The sequence below is a fragment of the Caballeronia zhejiangensis genome (assembly GCF_000698575.1).
Classification (GTDB): Bacteria; Pseudomonadota; Gammaproteobacteria; order Burkholderiales; family Burkholderiaceae; genus Caballeronia; species Caballeronia zhejiangensis.
The window spans coordinates 1-22255 of the sequence record NZ_JFHD01000034.1; the positions used below are offsets into that span (position 1 = coordinate 1).

The 22255-nt window shown below is 64.8% G+C and carries 19 protein-coding genes and 1 pseudogene; 8 read left to right on the forward strand and 12 right to left on the reverse strand.

Annotation, left to right across the window (positions count from 1 at the left end; genetic code table 11):
- From BG60_RS28655 to bcsB, 3 genes are all read right to left on the reverse strand, one after another.
- Nucleotides 1-983, reverse strand: a 983-nt coding sequence (locus tag BG60_RS28655) for a tetratricopeptide repeat protein (RefSeq protein ID WP_241484904.1), incomplete at its 3' end; no start/stop codon positions are given.
- Nucleotides 980-2137 carry a cellulose synthase complex periplasmic endoglucanase BcsZ gene (gene bcsZ / locus BG60_RS28660; protein WP_034473656.1) on the reverse strand — a complete coding sequence of 386 codons (1158 nt, stop codon included), beginning with the start codon at nucleotides 2135-2137 and terminating at the stop codon, nucleotides 980-982. The genes bcsZ and BG60_RS28655, both read right to left, overlap by 4 nt.
- Before the next feature lie 3 nt (nucleotides 2138-2140).
- A complete protein-coding gene (gene bcsB / locus BG60_RS28665; RefSeq protein WP_008345802.1) occupies nucleotides 2141-4393 on the reverse strand; it encodes a cellulose biosynthesis cyclic di-GMP-binding regulatory protein BcsB in 2253 nt (750 codons plus the stop codon).
- Nucleotides 4394-4739: 346 nt separating this feature from the next.
- Between bcsB and BG60_RS28670 the strand changes: the two genes are divergently transcribed.
- The 3 genes from BG60_RS28670 to BG60_RS28680 all read left to right on the forward strand — a co-directional run bounded on the left by BG60_RS28670 (nucleotide 4740) and on the right by BG60_RS28680 (nucleotide 8419).
- Nucleotides 4740-5204 (forward strand): diacylglycerol kinase, encoded by a 465-nt coding sequence (locus BG60_RS28670; protein WP_008345804.1) that lies wholly within the window; start codon nucleotides 4740-4742, stop codon nucleotides 5202-5204.
- A 330-nt stretch (nucleotides 5205-5534) separates the two neighbouring features.
- Nucleotides 5535-6008, forward strand: a complete 474-nt coding sequence (locus BG60_RS28675) for a hypothetical protein (protein WP_008345806.1) — start codon at nucleotides 5535-5537, stop codon at nucleotides 6006-6008.
- Nucleotides 6009-6361: 353 nt separating this feature from the next.
- Nucleotides 6362-8419, forward strand: coding sequence for a secretin N-terminal domain-containing protein (locus tag BG60_RS28680; protein WP_008345808.1), 2058 nt, complete (start codon nucleotides 6362-6364; stop codon nucleotides 8417-8419).
- Here BG60_RS28680 and BG60_RS28685 read toward each other — a convergent pair.
- The 3 genes and pseudogenes from BG60_RS28685 to bluB form a co-directional block, all read right to left on the reverse strand.
- A complete protein-coding gene (locus BG60_RS28685) occupies nucleotides 8402-9652 on the reverse strand; it encodes an RNA polymerase sigma factor (RefSeq protein ID WP_008345809.1) in 1251 nt (416 codons plus the stop codon). The two genes, BG60_RS28680 and BG60_RS28685, sit on opposite strands and share 18 nt — an antisense overlap.
- Nucleotides 9649-10019, reverse strand: a pseudogene (locus tag BG60_RS28690) (YciI family protein). Before BG60_RS28690 ends, BG60_RS28685 begins: the two are co-directional and overlap by 4 nt.
- Before the next feature lie 97 nt (nucleotides 10020-10116).
- The gene (gene bluB, locus BG60_RS28695; protein ID WP_008345813.1) at nucleotides 10117-10770 is read right to left on the reverse strand and encodes a 5,6-dimethylbenzimidazole synthase; all 654 of its coding nucleotides are present in this window, start codon (nucleotides 10768-10770) and stop codon (nucleotides 10117-10119) included.
- Between the two features lie 189 nt (nucleotides 10771-10959).
- Here bluB and BG60_RS40085 point away from each other — a divergent pair, with 189 nt between their 5' ends.
- Nucleotides 10960-11442 (forward strand): Hcp family type VI secretion system effector, encoded by a 483-nt coding sequence (locus BG60_RS40085; RefSeq protein WP_008345816.1) that lies wholly within the window; start codon nucleotides 10960-10962, stop codon nucleotides 11440-11442.
- A gap of 15 nt (nucleotides 11443-11457) precedes the next feature.
- A complete protein-coding gene (locus BG60_RS28705; RefSeq protein WP_008345817.1) occupies nucleotides 11458-11976 on the forward strand; it encodes a DUF2778 domain-containing protein in 519 nt (172 codons plus the stop codon).
- Between the two features lie 399 nt (nucleotides 11977-12375).
- Here BG60_RS28705 and acnB read toward each other — a convergent pair whose 3' ends face one another.
- The 3 genes from acnB to BG60_RS38360 all read right to left on the reverse strand — a co-directional run bounded on the left by acnB (nucleotide 12376) and on the right by BG60_RS38360 (nucleotide 17877).
- The gene (gene acnB, locus BG60_RS28715) at nucleotides 12376-14961 is read right to left on the reverse strand and encodes a bifunctional aconitate hydratase 2/2-methylisocitrate dehydratase (RefSeq protein WP_008345821.1); all 2586 of its coding nucleotides are present in this window, start codon (nucleotides 14959-14961) and stop codon (nucleotides 12376-12378) included.
- Nucleotides 14962-15179: 218 nt separating this feature from the next.
- On the reverse strand, nucleotides 15180-17537 hold the full coding sequence (locus tag BG60_RS28720; protein WP_008345823.1) for a type VI secretion system Vgr family protein: 2358 nt from the start codon (nucleotides 17535-17537) through the stop codon (nucleotides 15180-15182).
- A gap of 19 nt (nucleotides 17538-17556) precedes the next feature.
- Nucleotides 17557-17877 (reverse strand): hypothetical protein, encoded by a 321-nt coding sequence (locus BG60_RS38360; RefSeq protein WP_144403549.1) that lies wholly within the window; start codon nucleotides 17875-17877, stop codon nucleotides 17557-17559.
- Nucleotides 17878-18173: 296 nt separating this feature from the next.
- On the opposite strand from BG60_RS38360, the gene BG60_RS28730 reads away from it, so the two are divergent.
- The gene (locus tag BG60_RS28730) at nucleotides 18174-19847 is read left to right on the forward strand and encodes an NRAMP family divalent metal transporter (protein ID WP_008345825.1); all 1674 of its coding nucleotides are present in this window, start codon (nucleotides 18174-18176) and stop codon (nucleotides 19845-19847) included.
- Nucleotides 19848-19868: 21 nt separating this feature from the next.
- On the opposite strand, the gene BG60_RS28735 is transcribed toward BG60_RS28730, so the two are convergent.
- Both BG60_RS28735 and BG60_RS28740 read right to left on the reverse strand, forming a co-directional pair.
- Nucleotides 19869-20132 (reverse strand): DUF2934 domain-containing protein, encoded by a 264-nt coding sequence (locus BG60_RS28735; protein ID WP_008345827.1) that lies wholly within the window; start codon nucleotides 20130-20132, stop codon nucleotides 19869-19871.
- A gap of 21 nt (nucleotides 20133-20153) precedes the next feature.
- Nucleotides 20154-20615 (reverse strand): GNAT family N-acetyltransferase, encoded by a 462-nt coding sequence (locus BG60_RS28740; protein WP_008345829.1) that lies wholly within the window; start codon nucleotides 20613-20615, stop codon nucleotides 20154-20156.
- Nucleotides 20616-20804: 189 nt separating this feature from the next.
- On the opposite strand from BG60_RS28740, the gene BG60_RS28745 reads away from it, so the two are divergent.
- Both BG60_RS28745 and BG60_RS28750 read left to right on the forward strand, forming a co-directional pair.
- Nucleotides 20805-20993, forward strand: a complete 189-nt coding sequence (locus BG60_RS28745) for a hypothetical protein (protein ID WP_008345831.1) — start codon at nucleotides 20805-20807, stop codon at nucleotides 20991-20993.
- 236 nt (nucleotides 20994-21229) lie between these two features.
- Complete coding sequence (locus tag BG60_RS28750) at nucleotides 21230-21754, forward strand: phasin family protein (RefSeq protein WP_008345832.1); 525 nt, start codon at nucleotides 21230-21232, stop codon at nucleotides 21752-21754.
- Between the two features lie 30 nt (nucleotides 21755-21784).
- Here BG60_RS28750 and BG60_RS28755 read toward each other — a convergent pair whose 3' ends face one another.
- Entirely contained in the window at nucleotides 21785-22255 is a 471-nt protein-coding gene (locus BG60_RS28755) for a ribonuclease (protein ID WP_008345834.1), read from the reverse strand.

Here is a 22255-nt window from a genome sequence, read left to right on the forward strand (position 1 = left end):
CGCAGCAAACCGAATCCGCCGACGGCTTCCGCGTCGTCCGGACGGGCGGCCGCCGCGCGCGCGAGCAACGGCGCGGCTGCGTTCAGGTCGCCGCGAGCGAGCGCCGCCAGACCGCGCTGCCGGGCGATGTAATCGGGATCGCGTTCGAGCTTGCGCTGCGCTTCGATGCGCGCGTCGAGCAGATCGGCGCGATCCTTGAACTCGGTGTCGTCGGGCACGAGTTCGAGGTACGCACGCAGCGCCTGCCGATAGGCCGTGTCCGCGCCCGCCGATTGCAGTACGTGACGCCAGACGTCGAGCGCGGTGTTGCGGTCGGTGTCGGTGCGCGTGGCGAGATTCCATGCGATGCGGTTCGCTTCGGCGCGGGTCGCGTCGCTGCTGTTGAGCAGACGCGCGAGGACGAGCGCGGAATCGACGTCGGCGGGATCGTCCACGATGCGCCGGTGCAAGGCCGCGAGCGCTTCGGCACGTCGCGCGGGCGTCGCGGCGATGATCTGGTAGTACTCCGCGCCGAGCGGGCCCGACGGCGCGCCGTGCGCAAAGAGCGCGCTCACGCGGCGCGCGGCCTCGTCCGACTGGCCGCTGCGTGCGAGCAGGCGGATCGCCGCCATTTCCTGACGGCCGCTGACCGCGACGCGATATTCGTCGTCGACTTGCTGCGTGAGCGCCGCATTGGGCGCGCGCGTTTTCATGCGCGCGAGCGTGGCCTGCGCCTTTTGCGCCTGGCCGAGCCGCAACTGGATACGCACGAGCTCGGCGTTCAGACGCGGATCGTCCGGCGCGATGAGCAGCGCCTTGTCGATCGCCTGCAACGCGAGATCGTCGCGATGCTTGTTGGCCCACGCGCGCGCGGTGCCGTAAAGACGCTCGGCGAGCGCGTCCGTCGATGCCTCGCTGGCATGCGTCTGCGTCGCGCACACGACGCTCGCCGACATCAGCGCCGCGCGCAGCAACGTCGCCTTCGTCCGGGGCGCGCGCATCATTTCGCCGCTCCGCATGCCGATGCCGCCGTGCGCAACGTTCCGTCGCCCGCGAATCGATAGCGGCCCTCGCGCCAGCCGAGGCCGAAGAGCGTCAGCACGCTCGTGTAGTACCCCGGCGCCGATGCCCCCGCCGCGCGCGCCGCTTGCGCATCCGCGAGTTCGGGGCGTCCGATGGCGTCGAGAAACGGCACGGCGGCGGCGGAGAAACCCGCGTTGCCGTCGTTCGGGCCGGGCTTGCCGTCGCGCGTGTCGATGCGCTCGGGCGGCGCGCCGTGCGCGTCGATATACGCGGCGAACGGCGCGAAATGCGCGAGGAGGCGCGCGCGCGCTTCATCGTCGGATGCGAGCATGCCCGCCCACAGATACACGCGGATCGCGTTATAGGCGCTTTCGGCGTGCGTCTCTTCGTCGGGCTCGAAACCCCGGTTCGCGCGATACAGCGCCCAGTCCGGCGCAAAGCCCTGCGGCGCGGTGTCGATCAGCATGCGTGCGCTCGATGCCGCGAGCCGCGTCCAGCGCGCGTCATCGGGCAGGCTCGCGCCGATGCCGCGAATCACCTGCAGCGGCGCGTAGCTCGGATTGACGCGCCACGTATCGGCTGACGGATGAAAACCCAGAGGCCCGGGCAAGAGCGTGAGGCCGAGGCCGGGCAGCGTGGCCGTTTCCTCGTCGAGCACGCGCTTCGCAAGCGATGCGCCGCGCGCCGTGTAGCTGCGCTCGCCCCACGCGCGGCCCGCTTCGAGGAGCGCGTAGGCGATCCACAAGTCCGCATCGGACGCCGCGTTGCCGTCGAGCACGCGCAACGTGCCGGCGTCGTCGCGGCCCCAGAGCCACGCGGGCAGGCGCGACGTGAGATCGCCCCGCGCGAGCCGGTCTTCGGTCCAGTGGAGAATCGTGTCGAAGCTCGCGCGGTCGTTGGCGACGAGTGCGAAGAAAAGCGCGTAGGACTGGCCTTCGGAGACCGTGCGCTCGTCTGCGGAACCGACGTCGATCACGCGGCCTTCCTTCGAAATGAAGTCGCGTTTGAAGGCGTCCCAGCGCGGCCACGAATCCATGCACGCCGATGGCGACGCCAGATCCGTCGCTGCTGCATTCGCGCCGAACACGACGAGCGCGCCGGACACGATCGCGCGCTTTACGCCCGAAGCCTTCATCGCTCAGATACCCCGGCGCCGCGCGGCCAGTTCCTGCAGCGCCGCGAATGCCGCGATCGCGAGCAGCAGGCCCGCCAGCGCGCCGGCGAGGCCGAGCAGCGCCGGATGACGGATCGCGTGGCCCCACAGCTTCGCGTACCACGGCACGTAGCCGACGACATACGTCTCGCCGACGCGCGCGCTGTCCACGCCGCCGTGCCGCACGAGCGCGACATCGCCCTGAATCTGCGACAGGCGATCCGCGCGTTCGAGCACGTCGAGCAGATCGGTGAGATGGCCGTCGCCGGTCGCCGCGAGCGCGACGATGCTGCGCCCCTTCGTTCCGGGCGACTGGAAGCCCATCAGCGCCGCGAGCGGCCCGTTCTGATCCAGCGATGCGCCGCCGTGCGTGACACGCGCGCCATCGCGCCAATGCTCGCCGACCGAGAACGACGCCCGCGCGATGCCCTCCTTCGACGGCGTTCCCGCAGCCGAACCCGCGATCGACAGCGGCAGCGCATCGTGCCAGCGCGAAAACACCGGCGACGACGGCGCGCCGCCGATCACGAGCAGATCCTTCTGCGCGAGCGCGGGCACATCGTCCGGACGCGCGATGGTCACGCGCAGGCTCGGAAAGCCGGTCCACTGGCCCATGTGGCCGAGCATCGTCAGCATCGCTTCGATCTCGGCATTGGCGGGACGCGCGGGAATCACGATGGCCGTCTGCGACAGATCGGCGTAGCGCGTGAACGGAAAACCGCTGTTCGCGAAGTACGCGAGATTCGGCAGTTGCGCGTAATGCACGAAGCCGGAGAAGTCGATGGTCGAATCCGGGTCGACCGCCGCCCGCGCCGGGTTGGTCGGCACGCCCGCGCACAGGCCCTGCTTCTGCGAATCGAGGTTGAAGCGCAATTGCAGCTGGTTCGAACTGCCGACGCGAAACGCCGGAATGTCCAGCGCGTTGGCCGTGCCGCCCGGCGCGCCCGAAAGCAGCGGCAATTGCAGGCGGCCTTGCGTGTCATCGGTTTTGGCGGGCGGCAGCCGGAACGACTTCACGAGTTGCTCGTTGATGTCGATGGCGAGCGCGGAGTTGTTCTGCACCGTCGGCGCGGTGTACCGGTACTTGAGATTGAGCGGCACGCCGACGCTGTTCCACGAGAACAGATCGGCGGGCACACGCAGGTTCAGGCGGATCGGCTCCGGCTCGCTGCCCGCGACCTGAAGCTGCGACACGTCGTCGACGAGTTCCTTGAACTGCACCGGGCGATTCGTCGGCATCCAGCGCGGCGCGTCGTACGGTTCGCGCGGCTGGCCGATGTCGACATGCGCGACCTTCGCCGCATCGCCGGACATCGCCGTGCGGCCGAGCACGAGCGCATACGCGGCATCGTCGACTTCGGCGCCGTTGCGGCCGGTCACGACGAGCAGCTTGCGATCCTTGGACGCCGGATTGTCGGCGACGAGAATCGTCGGCCCGTCGATATCGGGCAGCGCGAGACCCGCCGGCAATTGCGCGCGCGTGCCGACGACGACCGCGTGGTCGTTCGGGGGCAGCGTGTTCATCGCCGGGAAGCGCGCCTGACGGTAATCCGCGAGCGCGCCGAACCACGACGCGAGCACGCCCGCGCTCTTGAGCGTCGCGCTGTCCGGCGATGCGGGCAGCACGAACGGCAGCGTGAGACGGCTCACATCGCGCGCATCGAAGAACGGCGCGGGCAGCAGCGCGAGATCGTTCGGCAGCCTGATCGGCGCGGTATCGAGGATGAATTCGCTCGTCGGGCTGATGTCGGCCCACAGCGCCGTGTTCGCCGGATCCTCGCAATGATCGAGCGTGTAATGGCCGATGAAGCGCAGCCCGAACTGGTTGTAGTCCGTGAGCAGGCGCGGATCGAGCGGGATGTCCTGCGTGAGCATCGCGCCGGCGTGCTCCTTGTCGAACGGCACGGTGGCGATCGCTTCGCCGTTGATCGACACCTTGACGTGCGACAGCGCGAACAGGAGCGCGGGCGAGTAGGTGTAGCGCAGACGCAGGCGCGCGCCGGTCACGACGCGGTCGAGCCGCACGCCGAGCACGATCGAGCGCGTATCTTCGAGGCCGCGCAGATGCATCGGCTGATACGCGCCGAGCGCGGAGAACGGGACGTGGATCGAGCCGGCGTCGGCGCTGGCAGCGGCGTCCGGATTGACGGCCGGCGGCGCCGCTTCGGCGCAGACGCCGGCGAAAAGCGCACTGGCGGCCATCGCCAGCGAGAGGCAGAACGAGACGACTGGTTTCATCGGCGAGTCAGCTACGGAATTCACGGCCGCGCGCCGCGCTGCCCGCTATGGCATCGTGACGGAGGCGCAACGACAATCGGATCGCCAGGCGAGCGGCGCGCGCGGCAACCGGGACGAATGCAGCAAGAGCGGGAAAGAATCGGGGCAAGCGTGCGATGCACGAAGCGAGGCGTCGGGGCGTGCGTGATCCGCGACGCGGGTGCGGTCGTGCGGCTGCTGCGTTCATCGCGCCGGTCTGTGCGATGACGCGCCTTTGCCGCTGAAAAGCGGACGCAACAGTAGCATAATTTGTGACAATTTGTATCACCTCAGCCGTCCTTCATCAAAAAAAGCGCCACATCGCGACATGGTTCGATCCCGTTCTTCATCCGCTACGTCTTCCGCATCCGAAAAATCCGGCCACGCCGAGCGGATCGCGAAGCCCGCAGTCAAGCGCAGCGGCCTGCTGCGCGGCCTTTTCGCGTTGCGCCATTCGCGCGACGGCATCGCCGCGACCTGGCGCGAGGAGAGCGCGTTTCGCCAGGAGGTGTGCGTCGCGGCCGTGCTGCTGCCGATCGCGTTCGCGGTGCCCGTGGGCGCCGCCGAGCGCGTTCTGCTCGCGGCTTCGGTGCTGCTCGTGCTGCTCGTCGAGCTGATCAATTCGAGCATCGAGGCGGCGATCGACCGCATTTCGCTCGAACGTCACGAACTCTCCGGACGCGCCAAGGACTGCGGCAGCGCGGCGGTCACGGTGGCCATCGTCATCGGCTTGCTTACGTGGGGCGTGATCTGCGGGCCGCTCGCATGGGACTGGCTGCGCGCGCATCTTTGACGTTGCGGCGTCCGGCGGTGATGAGCCTCGCAATTCGCGGGGCCTATTCGTGTGTGGCACCGGAGGCCATGCACGATATGTCGGCGGCGCAAGCGGATTCTTGATGCCCGTCGCGGCGACTTTGCCCGATGGACGTTGATGAAGCGGTAGTTAATACCTCACGCGGACCGCCGCGAAATATTCCGAAAGGCAATCGGCGAGAGACAAACGCGCCGCGCGGCCGCCTGGGTCGCCTTCTTGCTGGTTCCCGTCTGCGCGCCCGTTTTCACGGCGCCCACTCTGCATTTCTTCCAATTGCGGGATTCCATCTACTTCGACGGAGGAGTTGTCGTGCGGCCTTTTACCCTGATTTTTCTGCTGTTCGTGACGCTGTTTTCCGGATGCGCGGCTTACCGGACACATGAGGCGCGCAGCGATTCCGGCGCGCTCATCGGATCGAATGTTCTCGATCTCGTCGCGGCGGTCGGCATTCCCGACAAGACGATGAAACTCGTGGATACGAACACGCCGGGCGACCGCATGGTGATGCAGTGGAACTTCTCGAATTCGGATGCGGCGTTCGAAATGAACGTGATCCTGCTCGATCTGAAGATCGGCGGCGCCGGCAAGTGCAGCATGACCGCGACCACCGAACGCTGGGGCGGCAAGGTGCTGTCCGTGAACTTTCCCCAGGCGCACGTCGACAGCATGAACTCCGACTACAGCGCGTGCGAGCCGCTCGTCGCGGAAGCGCTGACGCATATCGGCCACACGCCCATCGATCCCGCTTTCGACTCGTTCAAGCTCGTCGGCGCGGCCAAGTAAGCGCGCCCGGCACTCGCACGCGACGATCTTCTTACCAACTATTTCTCCGGGAAACAGGTTGTGTCGTCGATCGGTGCGAGTGCCTTCGCTCTAAAGAAGGATTGCGAAACATCTTGTGATAGTGGAACGTCATCGCGCGCCTTGAACGGATCTGCAATCCTATCGAAACCTTACCTGTAGTCCTTTAGTCATCGAACGGCACGTATAGTCCCCGCAGCGCGCTTTTTTGCGTGTATTTCCTGTCTGCGCTGAAGCCAACTACATCGCCCGCCGATTTGACAACTCTCCCGATCCAAGACCGTTTTCGCCGCGCCCTGTCGCGATCTCTTGCAAGAACCGCATTCGTCGCGGGGATGACTTTCCTCGTTGCGTATCCGCGTGCGCCGTTCGCCGCCGTCGTGATGAATTTTTCGCATGCCGATATAAACGAGGTCGTGCGCGCGATCGGACTCGCCACGGGCAAGACGATCATCGTCGATCCGCGCGTGAAGGGACAACTGGATCTCGTCTCCGAGAATCCGGTTCCCGAAGACGAAGCGCTCAAGACGCTGCAATCCGCATTGCGTATGCAGGGCTTCGCGCTATTGCAGGATCACGGCGTACTCAAGGTCGTGCCGGAATCGGAAGCGAAGGTTCAGGGCGTGCCGACCTATGTCGGCAATCAGCCCGTCGCGAAGGGCGATCAGATCGTCACGCAGGTATTTCAGCTTCGCAGGGAGTCCGCGAACAGTATCCTGCCGACGCTGCGGCCGCTGATTTCCCCGAACAACACGATTGCCGCCAACCCGAGCAACAACACGCTGATCGTGACCGATTATGCGGATAACGTGCGCAGGATCGCGTCGATCATCGCGGGCATCGAAGGGGCGTCGAGCCCGCATATCGCGGTCGTGCAGCTCAATTTCGCGGATGCGACGGCCGTCTCGCAACAAGCGCAGAAGTTGCTGGATCTGAACGGCATCGGCAACAGCGATCCGACGCAGAAGGTCGTCGTCACGCCGGACGCGAGAAGCAACGCGGTCGTGCTTCGGTCGAGCGGCGCCGCGCGGCTGTCCGACGCCGAATCGCTGATCGTCAAGCTGGACACGCCGACGCGCGCGCCGGGCAACATTCATATCGTCAGCCTGCGCAACGCCGACGCCACCGATATCGCCAAGACGCTGCGACGGATTCTCGGCCAGACAGGCGGCGGCGATTCGCAATCGGGCTCGGGCAACGGCGGCGGCAATCAAAGCTCGTCGGGGCTTCCGAGCAGCAACGGCACGCTGCCGCCGCTGCCGGGCGGCACGGATTCGGCATCGTCGGTGAGCGCGACGTCATCGTCGGCGTCTTCCTCGAAAAGCCCTTTCGGCGGGATGCAATCGCGCTCGGGCGATGACAAGGACGAGCAAGGAAGCGGCGAAGTCGTCGCGGACGTGTCCACGAATTCGCTCATCATCACCGCGCCCGAACCGGTGTTCAGAAACCTCGCCACCGTGATAGCGCGGCTCGATCAGCGCAAGGTTCAGGTGTATATCGAATCGCTCATCATCGAAGTGGCTTCCGACAAGGAAGGCGAATTCGGCATCGAATGGCTGACGGCTGCGGGGCTGCAGTCCGTCGCCGCGACCACGACGAACGTCGGCCTGGTCGCGGGATTCGGCAATATCCTCGGCACCAAGGGCCTGTTCCGCGCATTGCAGTCGAACTCGGATGTCAACGTGCTGTCGACGCCGAGCCTCGTCACGCTCGACAATCACGAGGCGCGCATTCTCGTCGGCACCAATGTTCCCATCGAGTCCGGGTCTTATTCGACGAACACGACGAGCTCGTCATCGGTATCGGCGTTCAACACGTACGACCGCAAGGATGTCGGCGTGATGCTGAACGTCAAGCCGCAGATCAATCAGGGCGGAACGCTGACGCTGCAGGTCTATCAGGAAGATTCGAGCGTGCAGAACGGCACGGCGGATCAGGCGGGCGGCTACAGCATCGACAAGCGCTCGCTGCAGACGACCATTCTCGCGGACGACGGCCAGATCGTCGTGCTCGGCGGACTGATCAGCGACAACTACACGAACGGCAATTCCCGAATCCCGTGGCTTTCGAAGATTCCGGTGCTCGGATCGCTATTCAGGCACGAGACGAAAAGCCGGCAGAAGACGAACCTTCTGATCTTCCTGAGGCCGGTGATCGTTCGCGACGCGTCGCAGCTTCAGGCGATCGCCGCGGATCGCTACGGCTACATGCAGGCGCGCTCGGCCACGTACAAGAGCGACAACTGGCTGGAGAAGGACGACACCGTGCCGGCGCTGCCCCACATCGATGGATACGATCACGGCGACGGAACCAACGTGGTCGATCTGACGCATGTGCGAAACGCGGCGCAGCCCGCGACGCCTGGAACCGAGGGTTCATCGCCCGCCCGCTGACACCGCGGCGCGCCTGCGCTGCAAGAACCGGCGCACCGCCGGATCGCGCTCCAGTCCGATCGCGAGATCGTAGGCGGCGAGCGCCTCGTCCGTCGCGCCGACGCGAGCGAGCAGATCGGCGCGCGCCGCCCAATACGGCTGATAGTCGGCGAGGCGCGGATCGTCCGCGTAGGGCGCGAGCGCATCGAGCGCCGCCCGCGCGCCGTCGCGTTCCGCCAGCGCGAGCGCGCGGTTCACCGCCACCACCGGCGACGCCGCGATCCCGAACAGCGCATCGTAGAGCTGCACGATCTCGTCCCAGTTCGGCCGATGCGTGCGGCAGCGATGCACATGCGCCGACTGCAACGCGGCCTCCAGCTGAAACCGTCCGATCGCGTTGAAAGCGTTCGCGCGCCGCAGCAGCCTGTCGGCTGCGTCGATCATCGGCGCGTTCCATGTCGACGGATCCTGAGCCGACAGCGGCACGTAGTCGCCTGCCGCATCGCGTCGAGCGTCGCATCGCGCCTGGGCGTAGAGCATCAGCGCAAGAAGGCCGAGCGTCTCCGGTTCATCGGGCAGCAAGTCGACGAGCAGATGCGCGAGAAACAGCGCCTCGCCGGTCAGATCGCGCCGCGCGGCATCGCCGCCGAGCGGATCCGTCCATCCTTCGGCATACACCGCGTACACGGCTTCGAGCACCGCGTCGAGACGGCCCGGCAAGTCTTCGCGCTCCGGCACGCTGAACGGAATGCCGGCTTCGCGGATCTTGTTCTTCGCGCGCACGAGGCGTTTGCTCATCGCGGCGGGCGACATGAGAAACGCGGAAGCGATCGTCTTCGCTTCGAGCCCGAGCACCACTTGCAGCATCAGCGGCGTGCGGATCGCGGCCTCGAGCGCGGGATGCGTGCACGCGAACAGCAGCCCGAGCCGCCGGTCGGGCAATGCGCCGGCTTCGTGCTCGTCGATTTCGCCGGAGAGAATCGTCAGTTGATGCGCGACGTCGTCACCGACCCGGCGATGGCGCGCGCCGTCGATCGCCCGGCGGCGCGCCACCGTCATCAGCCACGCTTCGGGATTCGCCGGGCAGCCGCGCTTCGGCCAGTCCGCGAGCGCGGCCGCGAACGCGTCGGCGAGCGCGTCCTCGGCTGCGGCGACGTCGCGCGTACGCATCGCCAGCAGCGCGACGAGCTTGCCGTAGCTGCGTCGCGCGACCAATTCCGCTACCGCGCTCGCGCCGTCAGCGGGCTCGCTCATCCGGCGGATGGCGCATCGTAAGGCGCGGTCCACACCGGACGCACTTCCATGAGGCCGTGCGCCGCGCCGGGACAGCGCGACGCCCACGCGATCGCCGCGTCGAGATTGGGCACGTCGATCAGGTAATAGCCGGCGAGCTGCTCCTTCGTATCGGAAAACGGCCCGTCGAGCACTTGCGGTTCCCGTCGACGAGCCGCACCGTCGTGGCCGTGCTCGTGTGCTGCAGGCGGTTCGCGCCGACGAGCGCATCCGCCTTCTTCAACGATTCCGTGTACGCCTGATACGCGGCGACGCCCTGCTGCCGCTCGCTGTCGGTCATCTGGTTCCAGCGGTTTTCGTCCGAATAGATCATCAGCAGATAGTGCATGTGAGCCTCCGTCACAAGGTCGATGCGGCCGGATCATCCGGGCGCCATCACGATGACGCGCGGGGCGTGCGCCGATGGACAGATATCGCGAAAAAATTCATCCGTCCTTCCGAGACGGCCACGTATTCTCGAAGACGCATTCCTCTGTCGAACGGCGCGCCGCCCAACGCTCGCTTTCGAGCATCGGCGCATCGTAGAAGCGTTCGACATGCCCGACGCAAAGAATGGCCACGGGCCGCGCGCCGGCGGGCATGTCGAGCAGCGCGGCAACTTCCACGGGATCGAACAGCGAGACCCAGCCCATTCCCAGCCCTTCGGCACGCGCCGCGAGCCACATGTTCTGGATCGCGCACGCGACGGAAGCGAGGTCCATCTCGGGCAGCGTGCGCCGTCCGAAGACATGATGCTCGCGGCCGTCCATCAGCGCCATCACCAGCACTTCGGCGCACTCGCGCAATCCTTCCACCTTGAGCCGCATGAACGAATCGCGGCGTTCGCCGAGCGCATCGGCGGTCAGCACGCGTTCACGTTCGACCGCATCGCGCAACCGCGCGCGTAGGTTCGCGCAGGTAATGCGCAGGATGCGCCACGGCTGCATGAAGCCGACGCTCGGCGCGTGCAGCGCGGCGTCGATGAGGCGCTGCATGACGTGCGGCGACACCGGATCGCCGACGAAGTGACGCATGTCGCGACGCTCGCGGATCGCGCGGTAGACGGCTTCGCGATCGGCGTCGCTGAAAGCTTTTTCCATGGATGTCGGCAGGGTTGGGCTGATGGATTGGGGATGATATCGGGGCGGCTCGTTTTCGTCCGCGACGGCGACAAAATCATGCGCTGTCTACTTCGCCACTCAATCGACCTTGTTAAGAAAAAGCGTATTGCGCTGTTGATGTGTCTTACTCCATTGTTTCGGCTTCCCAACGAATTAAGCGAAACAACCATGCCGATTCCCGCATACATGTGGCTGAAGGACGATGGCGGTTCGCCGATCAAGGGCAGTGTCTCCGTGCAAGGGCGCGAGGGCAGCATCGAGATCATCGGCTTTGGACACGGCCTGACGCTTCCGGTCGATGGCAACGCCGGCAGGATTACCGGCACGCGCATACACGCGCCCATGTCGATCGAAAAAGAGTTCGATGCGGCCAGCCCGTATCTGTACAAAGCGGTTGCCAAAGGGCAAACCCTTCGATCTGCCGAGATCAGGTTCTATCGGATCAATGACGCGGGCCGGGAGGAAAACTACTTCACGATGCTGCTCGAGGGCGTGAAAGTGGCCGGCGTTCATCCCGGTTTCGCGAACACGAAGATCGCCAGCATGAGCCCGCTCAATCACGTCGAGGCCGTATCGCTCATGTATGACAACATCACCTGGCACTACCTGGACGGCAACATCAAGTTCTCCGACGCGTGGACGGAACGCTAGGCTCGGGGGAACGAGATGGCTCTGCGGGGAAAGTTCGTGGTCGATAATGCGCCGATGCTGACGCTTGTCATGGCTGGTGTCGGGGCGTTTCAGGCGTTTTCCGGCGATAAAGCCTATCGCAATCGGGGGGGCTGCACGGCGGTGGTCGATAAAGGCCCGATCCCTTCCGGTCGTTACTGGATCGTCGATAGACCTACTGGCGGGATTGGCTCGCAGTTATATGCATGGGCCAAGGATACGTTGAATACTGTGGCCGGACGTCCGTCATATCACGGCGAATGGTTCGCACTCTACCGCGATGACGGACTGATCGATGATTGGACTTGGGTGAACGGCGTTAATAGAGGGAACTTTCGCCTTCATCCGATCGGCGGTTCGGGTGTGTCGTTCGGCTGCATTACGCTTCAAAGCGTTGCGGATTTTCAAAGGCTGCGGCAGGCTCTCTTGCAATCGCCAACAGTGCCCGTCGGTGCCACCGGCTTACGCGCATATGGCGTAATCGAGGTGATTACCATTGGCAACACTTGCCCGTAGGGTGGCGATCCTTTCGCTGAAATCCGCGCTGTTTATTGGGCTATTTCTGCTCGCGACTCGCTACGTACATACCTATCCGACGCCGCTGACGCTGCGGCACAGGAAATATTAATCGGTGTCTCCGACTGGCTCGGTGTCCGTGACTATGATGGTCTTTACGTGTTCTCTATGGCGGCGCTCGACCTGCTTGTGGCCATCGTCGCCTATAAGGTCATCATGAAACTCTGGCGTCGCCGACATACGGGGCGAAGAAGTGAACGCGCGTAGAAAACGGGCGCGCACATATGAGGTAATCCATTCGACGACCCTCGCGCAAAAAAAAAGCGCCGCGGGCGTTCAGCCCGCGGCGCCATTGCGCGACGCTACGACGAAACCGCTCGCCGTAGCCCGACAGCACGCTTACATCTGCACGGTGTCGGCGACTTCCTTGAAGTCTTCGATCTGGTCGAAGTTCATGTACTGATAGATCTTGTCGCCATTGGCGTTGAGCACGCCCATGTCGGCCATGTACTCTTCCTTCGTCGGAATTCTGCCCAGACGCGAGCAGATGGCCGCCAATTCCGCCGAGCCGAGATACACGTTCGTGTTCTTGCCGAGACGATTCGGGAAGTTGCGCGTCGACGTCGACATAACCGTCGCGCCTTCGCGCACCTGCGCCTGATTGCCCATGCACAGCGAGCAGCCCGGCATTTCGGTGCGCGCGCCCGCCGTGCCGAACACGCCGTAGTGACCTTCCTCCGTCAGTTGCTTCTGGTCCATCTTGGTCGGCGGCGCGACCCACAGCTTGACGGGAATGTCGCGCTTGCCTTCAAGCAGCTTGGACGCCGCGCGGAAGTGACCGATGTTCGTCATGCACGAACCGATGAACACCTCGTCGATCTTCGCGCCGGCCACGTCCGACAGCGTCTTCACGTCGTCCGGATCGTTCGGGCAGGCCACGATCGGCTCGTGAACGTCTGCCAGATCGATTTCGATGACGGCGGCGTATTCGGCATCCGCATCCGGTTGCAGCAGTTGCGGATCGGCGAGCCATGCTTCCATAGCCTTGATGCGGCGCTGCAGGCTGCGCGGGTCCTGATAGCCCTGCGCGATCATCCACTTCAGCAGCGTGATGTTGCTGTTGAGGTACTCGATGATCGGTTCCTTGTTCAGATGCACCGTGCAACCGGCGGCCGAACGCTCGGCGGATGCATCCGACAGTTCGAACGCCTGCTCGACCTTCAGATCCGGCAGACCTTCGATCTCGAGGATGCGGCCCGAGAAAATGTTCTTCTTGCCCTGCTTGGCCACGGTCAGCGTGCCCGCCTTGATCGCGTACAGCGGGATCGCGTTGACGAGATCGCGCAGCGTGACGCCCGGCTGCATCTTGCCCTTGAAGCGCACGAGCACCGACTCCGGCATGTCGAGCGGCATCGTGCCGGTGGCGGCCGCGAAGGCGACGAGACCCGAGCCCGCCGGGAAGCTGATGCCGATCGGGAAGCGCGTGTGCGAGTCGCCGCCGGTGCCGACGGTGTCCGGCAGCAGCATGCGGTTCAGCCACGAGTGGATCACGCCGTCGCCCGGACGCAGCGCGATGCCGCCACGGTTGCTGATGAAGTTCGGCAGCGTTTGATGCGTCTTCACGTCGACGGGCTTCGGATAAGCCGCCGTGTGGCAGAACGACTGCATCACGAGGTCGGCCGAGAAGCCGAGGCACGCCAGGTCTTTCAGTTCGTCGCGGGTCATCGGGCCGGTGGTGTCCTGCGAGCCGACCGAGGTCATCTTCGGTTCGCAATACGTGCCCGGACGCACGCCTTGGCCTTCCGGCAGACCGCACGCGCGGCCGACCATCTTCTGGGCGAGCGAGAAGCCACGGCCGCTGTCAGCCGGCTGCTGCGGCAGGCGGAACAGCGTCGACGGAGCCAGACCCAGCGCTTCACGCGCCTTCGCCGTCAGTCCGCGGCCGATGATCAGCGGAATGCGGCCGCCGGCGCGCACTTCGTCGAACAGCACGTCGGACTTGACCTGGAACTCGGCGATCACTTCGCCGTTCTTCAGCGCCTTGCCCTCGTACGGACGCAGTTCGACGACGTCGCCCATTTCCATCTTCGACACGTCGAGTTCGATCGGCAGTGCGCCGGCATCTTCCATCGTGTTGTAGAAGATCGGCGCGATCTTGCCGCCCAGGCACACGCCGCCGAAACGCTTGTTCGGGATGAACGGAATGTCTTCGCCCGTGAACCACAGCACCGAGTTGGTGGCCGATTTGCGCGACGAACCCGTGCCGACCACGTCGCCCACATACGCGACCAGATGGCCCTTCTCTTTCAGCGATTCGATGAACTTGACCGGACCGCGCTTGCCGTCTTCTTCCGGCGTGATGCCGGGACGCGCGTTCTTCAGCATGGCGAGCGCATGCAGCGGGATGTCGGGGCGCGTGGTGGCGTCCGGCGCGGGCGAGAGGTCGTCGGTGTTGGTTTCGCCCGTCACCTTGAACACGGTGATGGTCAGGCTCTGCGGCACTTCCGGACGGCTCGTGAACCATTCGGCGTCGGCCCAGCTTTGCAGCACGGCGCGCGCGTTGGCATTGCCCTTGTCGGCCAGTTCCTTGACGTCGTGGAACTGGTCGAACATCAGCAGGGTTTTCTTCAGCGCGTTCGCTGCCACCGTGCCGACTTCGGCGTCGGAGAGCAATTCGATCAGCGGCTGAATGTTGTAGCCGCCCAGCATCGTGCCGAGCAGCTCAGTGGCGCGCGCGCGCGAGATCAGCGCGCAGGCGGTCTCGCCCTTGGCCACGGCGGCAAGAAAGCCCGCCTTGACGCGCGCGGCTTCGTCCACACCGGCGGGCACGCGGTTGGTGATGAGATCGAGCAGAGCCTGCTCTTCGCCTGCGGGCGGGTTCGTCAGCAGCTCGACCAGTTCGGCGGTCTGCTGCGCCGTCAGCGGCAGCGGAGGAATGCCGAGCGCGGCGCGCGCGGCTACATGAGCACGAAAGTTTTCCAGCATGGGGGGACCGTTGCCTTTGCGTTTCAGTGAAGGCTTTGCAAACAAGCCGGGATGTTCTGGGCACTGCGTTGCCCGCTATTCTAATTGCGACGCTGCGTTGCGTCAAACGTCTTATGTCTTATGTCTTATATAAGACTTGCCGGACGCGGGAAGGCCGGTCGTGTCGGGCCATGTCGAACGGTCATCGCATCGCCGTTCGAAACGGGAACCATGGCGCGCTAGTTCTGAAGAATCTTGCTTCCCTTCATCACGATGTCGCTATCCGCCGTCACGCTGATCTTGCCGCTGCCCTTGACGCTGATGTCCTTGCCCTTGATCTGGATCGTGCCGTCCTTCTTCATGACGATGCTGGCATCGCCCGTAACGAGACTGATCGATTCGTCCGCGTTGATCGTGAGGTTCTTGCCCACCTTGAGCGCGTCATCCTCGCCGACGGACGTCGTGCGCCCTTTCGCCACCGTGCTCGACTGCGCGCCGTCGATCGACTCGCTCGCGTCCTTCGCGACCGACACCGTCTGCCCGCCGCCGACGCTGAGCGACTGATCGCCCGTTACGCTCGTCGCCTGGTTGCCGCCGACGCTCACGGTCTGATCCGAACCCACCGTGACGGTCTGGCCGGAGCCGACGCTGACCGTCTGACTCGCACCGATCGTCTCCGTGTGATACGCGCCGACCGTCACCACCTGGAACGCGCCGATCGTCACCTCCTGCGCCGCGCCGACGGTAATCGTCTCGTTGATGCCCACGCTGTGCGTGCGTTGCAGGAGAACCGTCGCGGTCTCGCTCGCCTTCACGGTCTTGGTGCGGTTCGCGCCGATCGTGATGCTCTCGTTCACGCCGACCGTTTCCGTGCGGTTCATCACGACGTCGATCTTCTCGTTGTTGCCCACGGTTTCGGTGCGGTCGTGCTTGACGACCGTCGTTTCGTCGTGATCGATGTTCTTCTTGCGGTCATGCCCGACCCAGTGCGTCTCGTCGTTCTCGACTTCGATGTCCTGATTCTTCTCGGCATGAATGAGCACCTGCTCGGCGCCCTTCTTGTCCTCGAAACGCAGTTCGTTGCAGTTCGCGCCGCTTCCGCCCTTGCTCGACCGGCTCTTGATGCCCGACTGCGTCATGTTCGCGGGCAGATCGTACGGCGGCATCTGTTCGGCGTTGTAGACGCGTCCCGTGATGATCGGCCGGTCGGGATCGCCTTCGAGAAAATCGACGATCACTTCCTGGCCCATGCGCGGAATCGCGATGGCGCCCCAGCCCTTCCCCGCCCAAGGCTGCGATACGCGGATCCAGCACGAACTGTTCTCGTCGCGCTTGCCCTGCCGGTCCCAGAAAAACTGCACTTTCACGCGGCCATATTGATCGGTGTAGATTTCGTCGCCGCCCGGCCCGACCACGACCGCCGTCTGCGGTCCCTGCACGAACGGCTTGCGCGCCGTGCGGGCGGGCGCGAACGCCTGCTTCGCGTCGATCGCGGAGAACCAGCATTCGCAGCGATTCGCCTGCGCGCCGTCGAAGGCTTCGTAATCGGCGAGTTCGATCTCGTAACGCGTGCGCGTCACGAGATATTGCGTGTTCTGGTCCGCGCGCGGATGCCGCGTCAGCTTGAGCAGCGCGCCCGCGCGCACGTTCTTGCTGTTGGTGCGCGCCTCGACCTGATGCCAGTTGATGCCGGGATCGTCGGGCACGCTGCCTTCGATGCGCCATTCGTCCGCACGCGACTTCGCGCGGCTCTCGCCGTGATCCGCTTCCACATAGCCGCCCGGATAGTCGAAATGTTCGAGCCCGGAGAACGCGTCGAAGCCCTGCATGTGCTTCGCGGCCTGCTTCTGCAGCGGCCGCGACGGGTGCTTGAAGTCGTAATCGGTGAGCAGCCAGTTATGCGTTTCGATCGCGTGATGCGTGCGCCACTCGCTGACGAATTCGATGTCGGGCGCCGCCGCCTGCACCGCGCCGTACGGCAGCGATTCGCAGCCCGCGACGCTCTCGTGCGCGGCGAGCGTATCGGTCAGGATCAGCGACTCCTTGCCATCCTTGTCCTGAAACCAGTAGTAGATGCCTTCGTCTTCGAGCAACCGGCTGACGAAGTTGAAGTCCGATTCGCGATACTGCACGCAGTATTCGCGCGGCGGATGCGCGCGCGTGCTCGCCTTCCATTTGATCTCGCCGAATTCGAGCCCTTTGTAGACGGGATCGGCGAACACGGCCTTCACGATCTCTTCGACCGTCTTGTTCTGAAAGATGCGGCAATTGCTGCGCCGCGAGAGCAGCCACAGCCACGGCCGCACCGCCGCCTCGTAGATATGGAGCCGTCCGCGCATGCCGGTTTGCCGGAAGCCCACGACATAGCCGGCGAACACGCGCGGCTTCGCCTTCGGCACGTTGAGCGACACGCTCACGCGCTTGCCGAGGATGCGGCTGAAGTCGAGGTCCGCGCGCTTCGAGACGAGCGTCAACTCGATGCGTGGCATGCGCCCGAGTTCCGCGCACGCGGAAAGGCTCAGAAAGCGCAGGTCGTCGCCGAGCGGCGTGTCGACGCTCGCGAGCGGCTTCTGCGCTACGGCATCGTTGCTGCCCATCGGCGCACCGGCCTCGCGTTCAGCCGACGCGCTTCGCAGCGCCGCGCAGCGAAATGTCCGTCACCATACGATCCTCCGTCCCGGTCCGCATCCGTCGCGCGCCTCGTGCGTGCGATCCACCGAATAAACGAAACGCGCCTGAGGTTTTTGAAGTCCGCGCTTCCGTATGCACGGCGACGCCGCGCGTTGAAAGGTTCGCGCGCGTGCCTTCAAGGGCAAACATTTCAGCGCCACGCGAGCCGGAATTATTTTCGCGCAACGGACATTCATCGCTTGACGCGGTTTTGAAGCGGTCCATAAAATCCACAATCTTCAACGATTGGGCAAATGCCTTGGACACTTGCAGTAGTCGACCTTCGAACGAAATCTCCGCCTGAGCGACTCACGTCCGCGCCTTTTCAACGCCGCCGTTTGTCACCCAGGCAAGCGGTGCGCGCCGTAGTACTTCGCAGTCACTTAAACGTGCACCTCGATCCGCCCCAGATGGCGTGATGCCGCCGTGCGTCCGCCGTCTGGTTCTGCCGCCGCCTCGCAGTCGGCCGTGCGCGCGCGCCTGTCGCCAAGCGCGCGCATGCGGTCATCCGCGGGCCGGACGGCGGTCAAGTCAGATAAACAATATTTGCCACGGGGTGCATCATGTCCACGCCAACCAACGTCTCTCCACCGGGCGTCCCGCCACGCAGCGCCGTGCTCGACGATGCGCACGTCGGCGATATTCGCGGCGCCTTCGGCTCGATCGCGCATCACGACACGGCGCCGCGCGGGTCTTGGCGGGCGCGTTTGCGCACGCTTCTCGCGATACTCGGGCCGGGCCTCATCGTGATGGTCGGCGACAACGATGCAGGCGCGTTCGGCACCTACACGCAGGCGGGCCAGAACTACGGCACGAGCTTGCTCTGGACCATGCTGCTGCTCGTGCCCGTGCTGTACGTGAATCAGGAGATGGTGCTGCGTCTGGGCGCAGTGACGGGCGTCGGCCATGCGCGGCTGATCTTCCAGCGCTTCGGCAAGTTCTGGGGCGCGTTCAGCGTCATCGATCTGTTCCTGCTCAACGCGCTGACGATCGTCACCGAGTTCATCGGCATCACGTTCGTGCTCGATTTTTTCGGGCTGCCCAAGGTCGCGGGCGTCTGCGTCGCGGCCGCGCTGACGATGGCCGCCGTCAGCACCGGCGACTTCCGCCGCTTCGAGCGCTTCGCGGTCGTGCTATGCGTGCTGAGCCTCGTGCTCGTGCCGGTGCTCGTCGCGATACATCCGCCGGTGTCGCAGATGACGCGCGATTTTCTCGTGCCCAACTGGCCCGCGCACGCGAAGCTGTCGGACGTGATGCTGCTCGTGATCGGCATCGTCGGCACGACGGTCGCGCCGTGGCAGCTCTTTTTCCAGCAGAGCTACGTGATCGACAAGCGCATCACGCCGCGCTTCATGAAGTACGAGAAGGCCGATTTGTGGATCGGCATTGCGTTCGTGCTGATCGGCTCGGTCGCGATGATGAGCTTCACCGCGGCGCTGTTCGCCGGGCATCCCGAGTTCGGCAGCTTCACCGATGCCGGCGGCGTCATCGCCGGCCTCGAAAAGTACGCGGGCCGCACGAGCGCGACGCTGTTCGCGGTCGCGCTGCTCGACGCGAGCATCATCGGCGCCGCGGCCGTGTCGCTGTCGACCGCGTACGCCATCGGCGACGTCTTCAAGATCCGGCACTCGCTGCATCGCGGCGTGACCGACGCGAAGGGCTTTTATCTGGTCTACTTCGGCATCGTCGCGCTCGCGGCCGCGATCGTGCTGATTCCGGGCAGCCCGCTCGGCCTGCTGACCGAAGCGGTGCAGACGCTCGCGGGCGTGCTGCTGCCGAGCGCGACCGTGTTCCTGCTGCTGCTTTGCAACGACCGCGCCGTGCTCGGTCCGTGGGTCAACTCGAAGAAGCTGAACCTGTTCACGGGCTCGGTCATCTGGGTGCTCGTGATGCTGTCGATCATCCTGACGGCCGCCGTGATGTATCCGGACATCAGCGGCGAGACGATCATCGGCGTGCTCGCCGGCGGCACCGTTCTGGCGATCGCCGGCTTCGCGGCGAGCGTGCTGCTGCGTCGCGTGGGCGCCTTTGCACAGACCACGAAGACGGCGCAAGCAACGCACACGAGAGTCGATCGCGCGCAACGCGACACATGGCGCATGCCGCCGCTCGACACGCTCGCCCCGCAGAAAATGACGCTCGCCACGCGCATCTGGATGGGCGTGCTGCGCGGCTATCTGGTGATCGCCGTCGGGCTCGTGATCTTCAAGGTGCTGCAGATGACGTTGCTGAAATGAGCGCGCGCTTGCGACGCGACGCTACTTGATCGTCGCGTCGCCGTGTGCCTCGGCTTCGCGCCCGGACTGATCCGGCCCATCCTCTGCTTCGATCGACGCCTGCGCCTGTTGCCAGAACTCTTCGGCGCGACCATCCGGACTGCCTTCGCGCTCCCAGATCTCATACGCACGTCGACGGATGCGGTCCTGCTCCTTCTGTTCGTCCACGATTCCCTCCCGGTTGCGCGATTTACGCCGCTCGCGCTTGCGTTGCGCATGTGCGCTCACCGGCAAAGCAACCGGCATGCCGCATGCATCTTTTGAAAGTCAGACGGAATCGAGCAGCGTTTTTTCGAAGCACACGGCGCCGCGCTCATCGGCCGGCGTGCGGCGATACCCGCTGGCTTCGCAAAAGCGCGATGCATTCGACTCGCCCGGCGTCGTCACGACGCAGACGGTGTGATAGCCGAGCAGACGCGCTTCCTCTTCGAGATACGACAGGATGATCGCTTCCAGCCCGCGATACTGCGGGCGAACGTAGAGCCGCATCAGTTCGGCGGCGTGATAGCTCTGCCGCCGGATCGCGCCGCATCCCATTGCTTCGCCCATCGCGTTGCGCGCCACCACGTAGCGCGCGCGGATGCTCCGCAGATCGTCATCGGCCACGCACTGCTGCCCGCTTTCGCCCGTCAGCGCCGCGTGATAGGCCGAGCGTTCGTCGCACAGAATGCGCGCGTCGAGCGAGTCCGGATCTTCGCTGCCGATATAGACGGTTTGGGAGTCGTCCATGCTTGCCTCGGATGAATGAAGTCTCGTGCTCCTTTCAGCAACGAGCATTCCGCGAAAGCATCGACGCGTCGTGTTCCATAAGGACGGGTTACGGACGACCGACCGCTAAGTTTTCGGCCCACACCCGGATCGATAATGCATCTGCTATCGACCAAGGCCTTCTCCTCTCACGGGTCACGAGAAACCGCGATGCACGACGACAACGACAAGATCACGCTACTGGCCATTCCGCCATCGCAGGGACACATATGGTCGGGAAAGTTATTCGTCGGCACGGAAGAAATCGGCGAAGTCTTCGGCCAGGCATTGAGCGACCTCGAAGACGCCGCCAACGAACTCGGCTTCCCGCTGGACCAGATCCGCTGCGCGACTGGCTGAAGCGGGAACCACCGCGCATCGCTCACGTCTGAGACGGGAAATACGGCTGCATGGCATCGGCGTTTCTCGCCGTATTTTCATCGGATATGCACGTAACTGTCATATCGTGGTCAGCCGGTCAGACGCAACGTACAAACCCATCGACTCCGCGCGTGCAGGAACGCGCGGAATCGCCCGCGTCCGGCCGCCGCATTTCCTTTTACCGATTTACATTCGACTTTGAAAAGGAGCGGTCAATGTTTCAGTATCCCGGTTCTTTCGCGTATCAGGTTCCGTCGCTGGCGCGCGCCAATTTGCAGGCATTCCTCAACATGACGGGGCGCTTCGCAAGCGGCATGCAGGCGCTCGGTGAACTGAACGTGCAGACGGTTCGCACGGTCATCGACGAAAGCAATGCGCTTCTGCGCGCAGGCGATGAAGCCGGCGCCGGCGACGTCCTCGGATGGCAATCGGTCATGCTGGCGCAGTTTCCTCAGAAGGCCGCATCGTATGGCCAGCATGTGCTGTCGATCATCACATCGACGCAGGACGACATCCTGAGCGAAGTGCGCAATCAGTACGAGCGCAATGGCATCAAGTTCGGCGACATGGCGAACGCCGCCGCCGATGACGCGCAGACGGCGGCGCAATCGTCCGGCGAGCTCATCACGAATCTGGCCGATGCGACGAATGACGCCGCGCGCGAAACGGGCGGCGCCGTGCTGGATGCGAGCGGCGAAGTCGCGAAGACCTCGCGCGCCACGGCGAAGCGTTCGGTTTGATCGAACGGGCGCATTGGACTACGTCTTCGATTACTCGGTGATGCGCTTGAAACTCGAGTAGTAATCGTCGGTGTAGTAACAGTCGCGGGTCTGCTTGCGCGGCCCGCCACATACGATCCGGCGCTGCCCGCGATCCGCCGAACCCGGCGTGCGAACCGTGTATGCACGGTAATAGCCGCGCGGATGTTCCGGCAGCAAGGTCGCGCTGTTGCGGAACAGGACGCCGTCCTCGCTGAAAGGGAACGGGCCGCCCGCTTTGATCAGACGGAGCGTTTCGGCGGCTTCCGCGGGCAACTGCGCGCGGGCGACGGCAGCGAGCGCGCCGTGCGGCTGCGCGCCCGATGCCGCTGCCGCGCCGCTCGCGGCCGACGCGGGCTGACTCGCCGCCTGACTCGCGGATGCACCCGCTTCCGATGCGGCTTTTTGCGATCCGTCCTTGTTGCAACCGCCGACGACCGCGCTCAACGCGACGATGCAGGAGAAACACCAGGCTCGCTTCAC

What these genes read in the sequence shown, in the direction of transcription:
- bcsZ (WP_034473656.1), bottom strand. Translation starts at nt 2,137, where the DNA reads ATGAAGGCTTCGGGCGTAAAGCGCGCGATCGTGTCCGGCGCGCTCGTC.
- bcsB (WP_008345802.1), bottom strand. Translation starts at nt 4,393, where the DNA reads ATGAAACCAGTCGTCTCGTTCTGCCTCTCGCTGGCGATGGCCGCCAGT.
- BG60_RS28670 (WP_008345804.1), top strand. Translation starts at nt 4,740, where the DNA reads ATGGTTCGATCCCGTTCTTCATCCGCTACGTCTTCCGCATCCGAAAAA.
- BG60_RS28680 (WP_008345808.1), top strand. Translation starts at nt 6,362, where the DNA reads ATGACTTTCCTCGTTGCGTATCCGCGTGCGCCGTTCGCCGCCGTCGTG.
- BG60_RS28685 (WP_008345809.1), bottom strand. Translation starts at nt 9,652, where the DNA reads ATGAGCGAGCCCGCTGACGGCGCGAGCGCGGTAGCGGAATTGGTCGCG.
- bluB (WP_008345813.1), bottom strand. Translation starts at nt 10,770, where the DNA reads ATGGAAAAAGCTTTCAGCGACGCCGATCGCGAAGCCGTCTACCGCGCG.
- BG60_RS40085 (WP_008345816.1), top strand. Translation starts at nt 10,960, where the DNA reads ATGCCGATTCCCGCATACATGTGGCTGAAGGACGATGGCGGTTCGCCG.
- BG60_RS28705 (WP_008345817.1), top strand. Translation starts at nt 11,458, where the DNA reads ATGGCTCTGCGGGGAAAGTTCGTGGTCGATAATGCGCCGATGCTGACG.
- acnB (WP_008345821.1), bottom strand. Translation starts at nt 14,961, where the DNA reads ATGCTGGAAAACTTTCGTGCTCATGTAGCCGCGCGCGCCGCGCTCGGC.
- BG60_RS28720 (WP_008345823.1), bottom strand. Translation starts at nt 17,537, where the DNA reads ATGGGCAGCAACGATGCCGTAGCGCAGAAGCCGCTCGCGAGCGTCGAC.
- BG60_RS28730 (WP_008345825.1), top strand. Translation starts at nt 18,174, where the DNA reads ATGTCCACGCCAACCAACGTCTCTCCACCGGGCGTCCCGCCACGCAGC.
- BG60_RS28735 (WP_008345827.1), bottom strand. Translation starts at nt 20,132, where the DNA reads ATGCCGGTTGCTTTGCCGGTGAGCGCACATGCGCAACGCAAGCGCGAG.
- BG60_RS28740 (WP_008345829.1), bottom strand. Translation starts at nt 20,615, where the DNA reads ATGGACGACTCCCAAACCGTCTATATCGGCAGCGAAGATCCGGACTCG.
- BG60_RS28745 (WP_008345831.1), top strand. Translation starts at nt 20,805, where the DNA reads ATGCACGACGACAACGACAAGATCACGCTACTGGCCATTCCGCCATCG.
- BG60_RS28750 (WP_008345832.1), top strand. Translation starts at nt 21,230, where the DNA reads ATGTTTCAGTATCCCGGTTCTTTCGCGTATCAGGTTCCGTCGCTGGCG.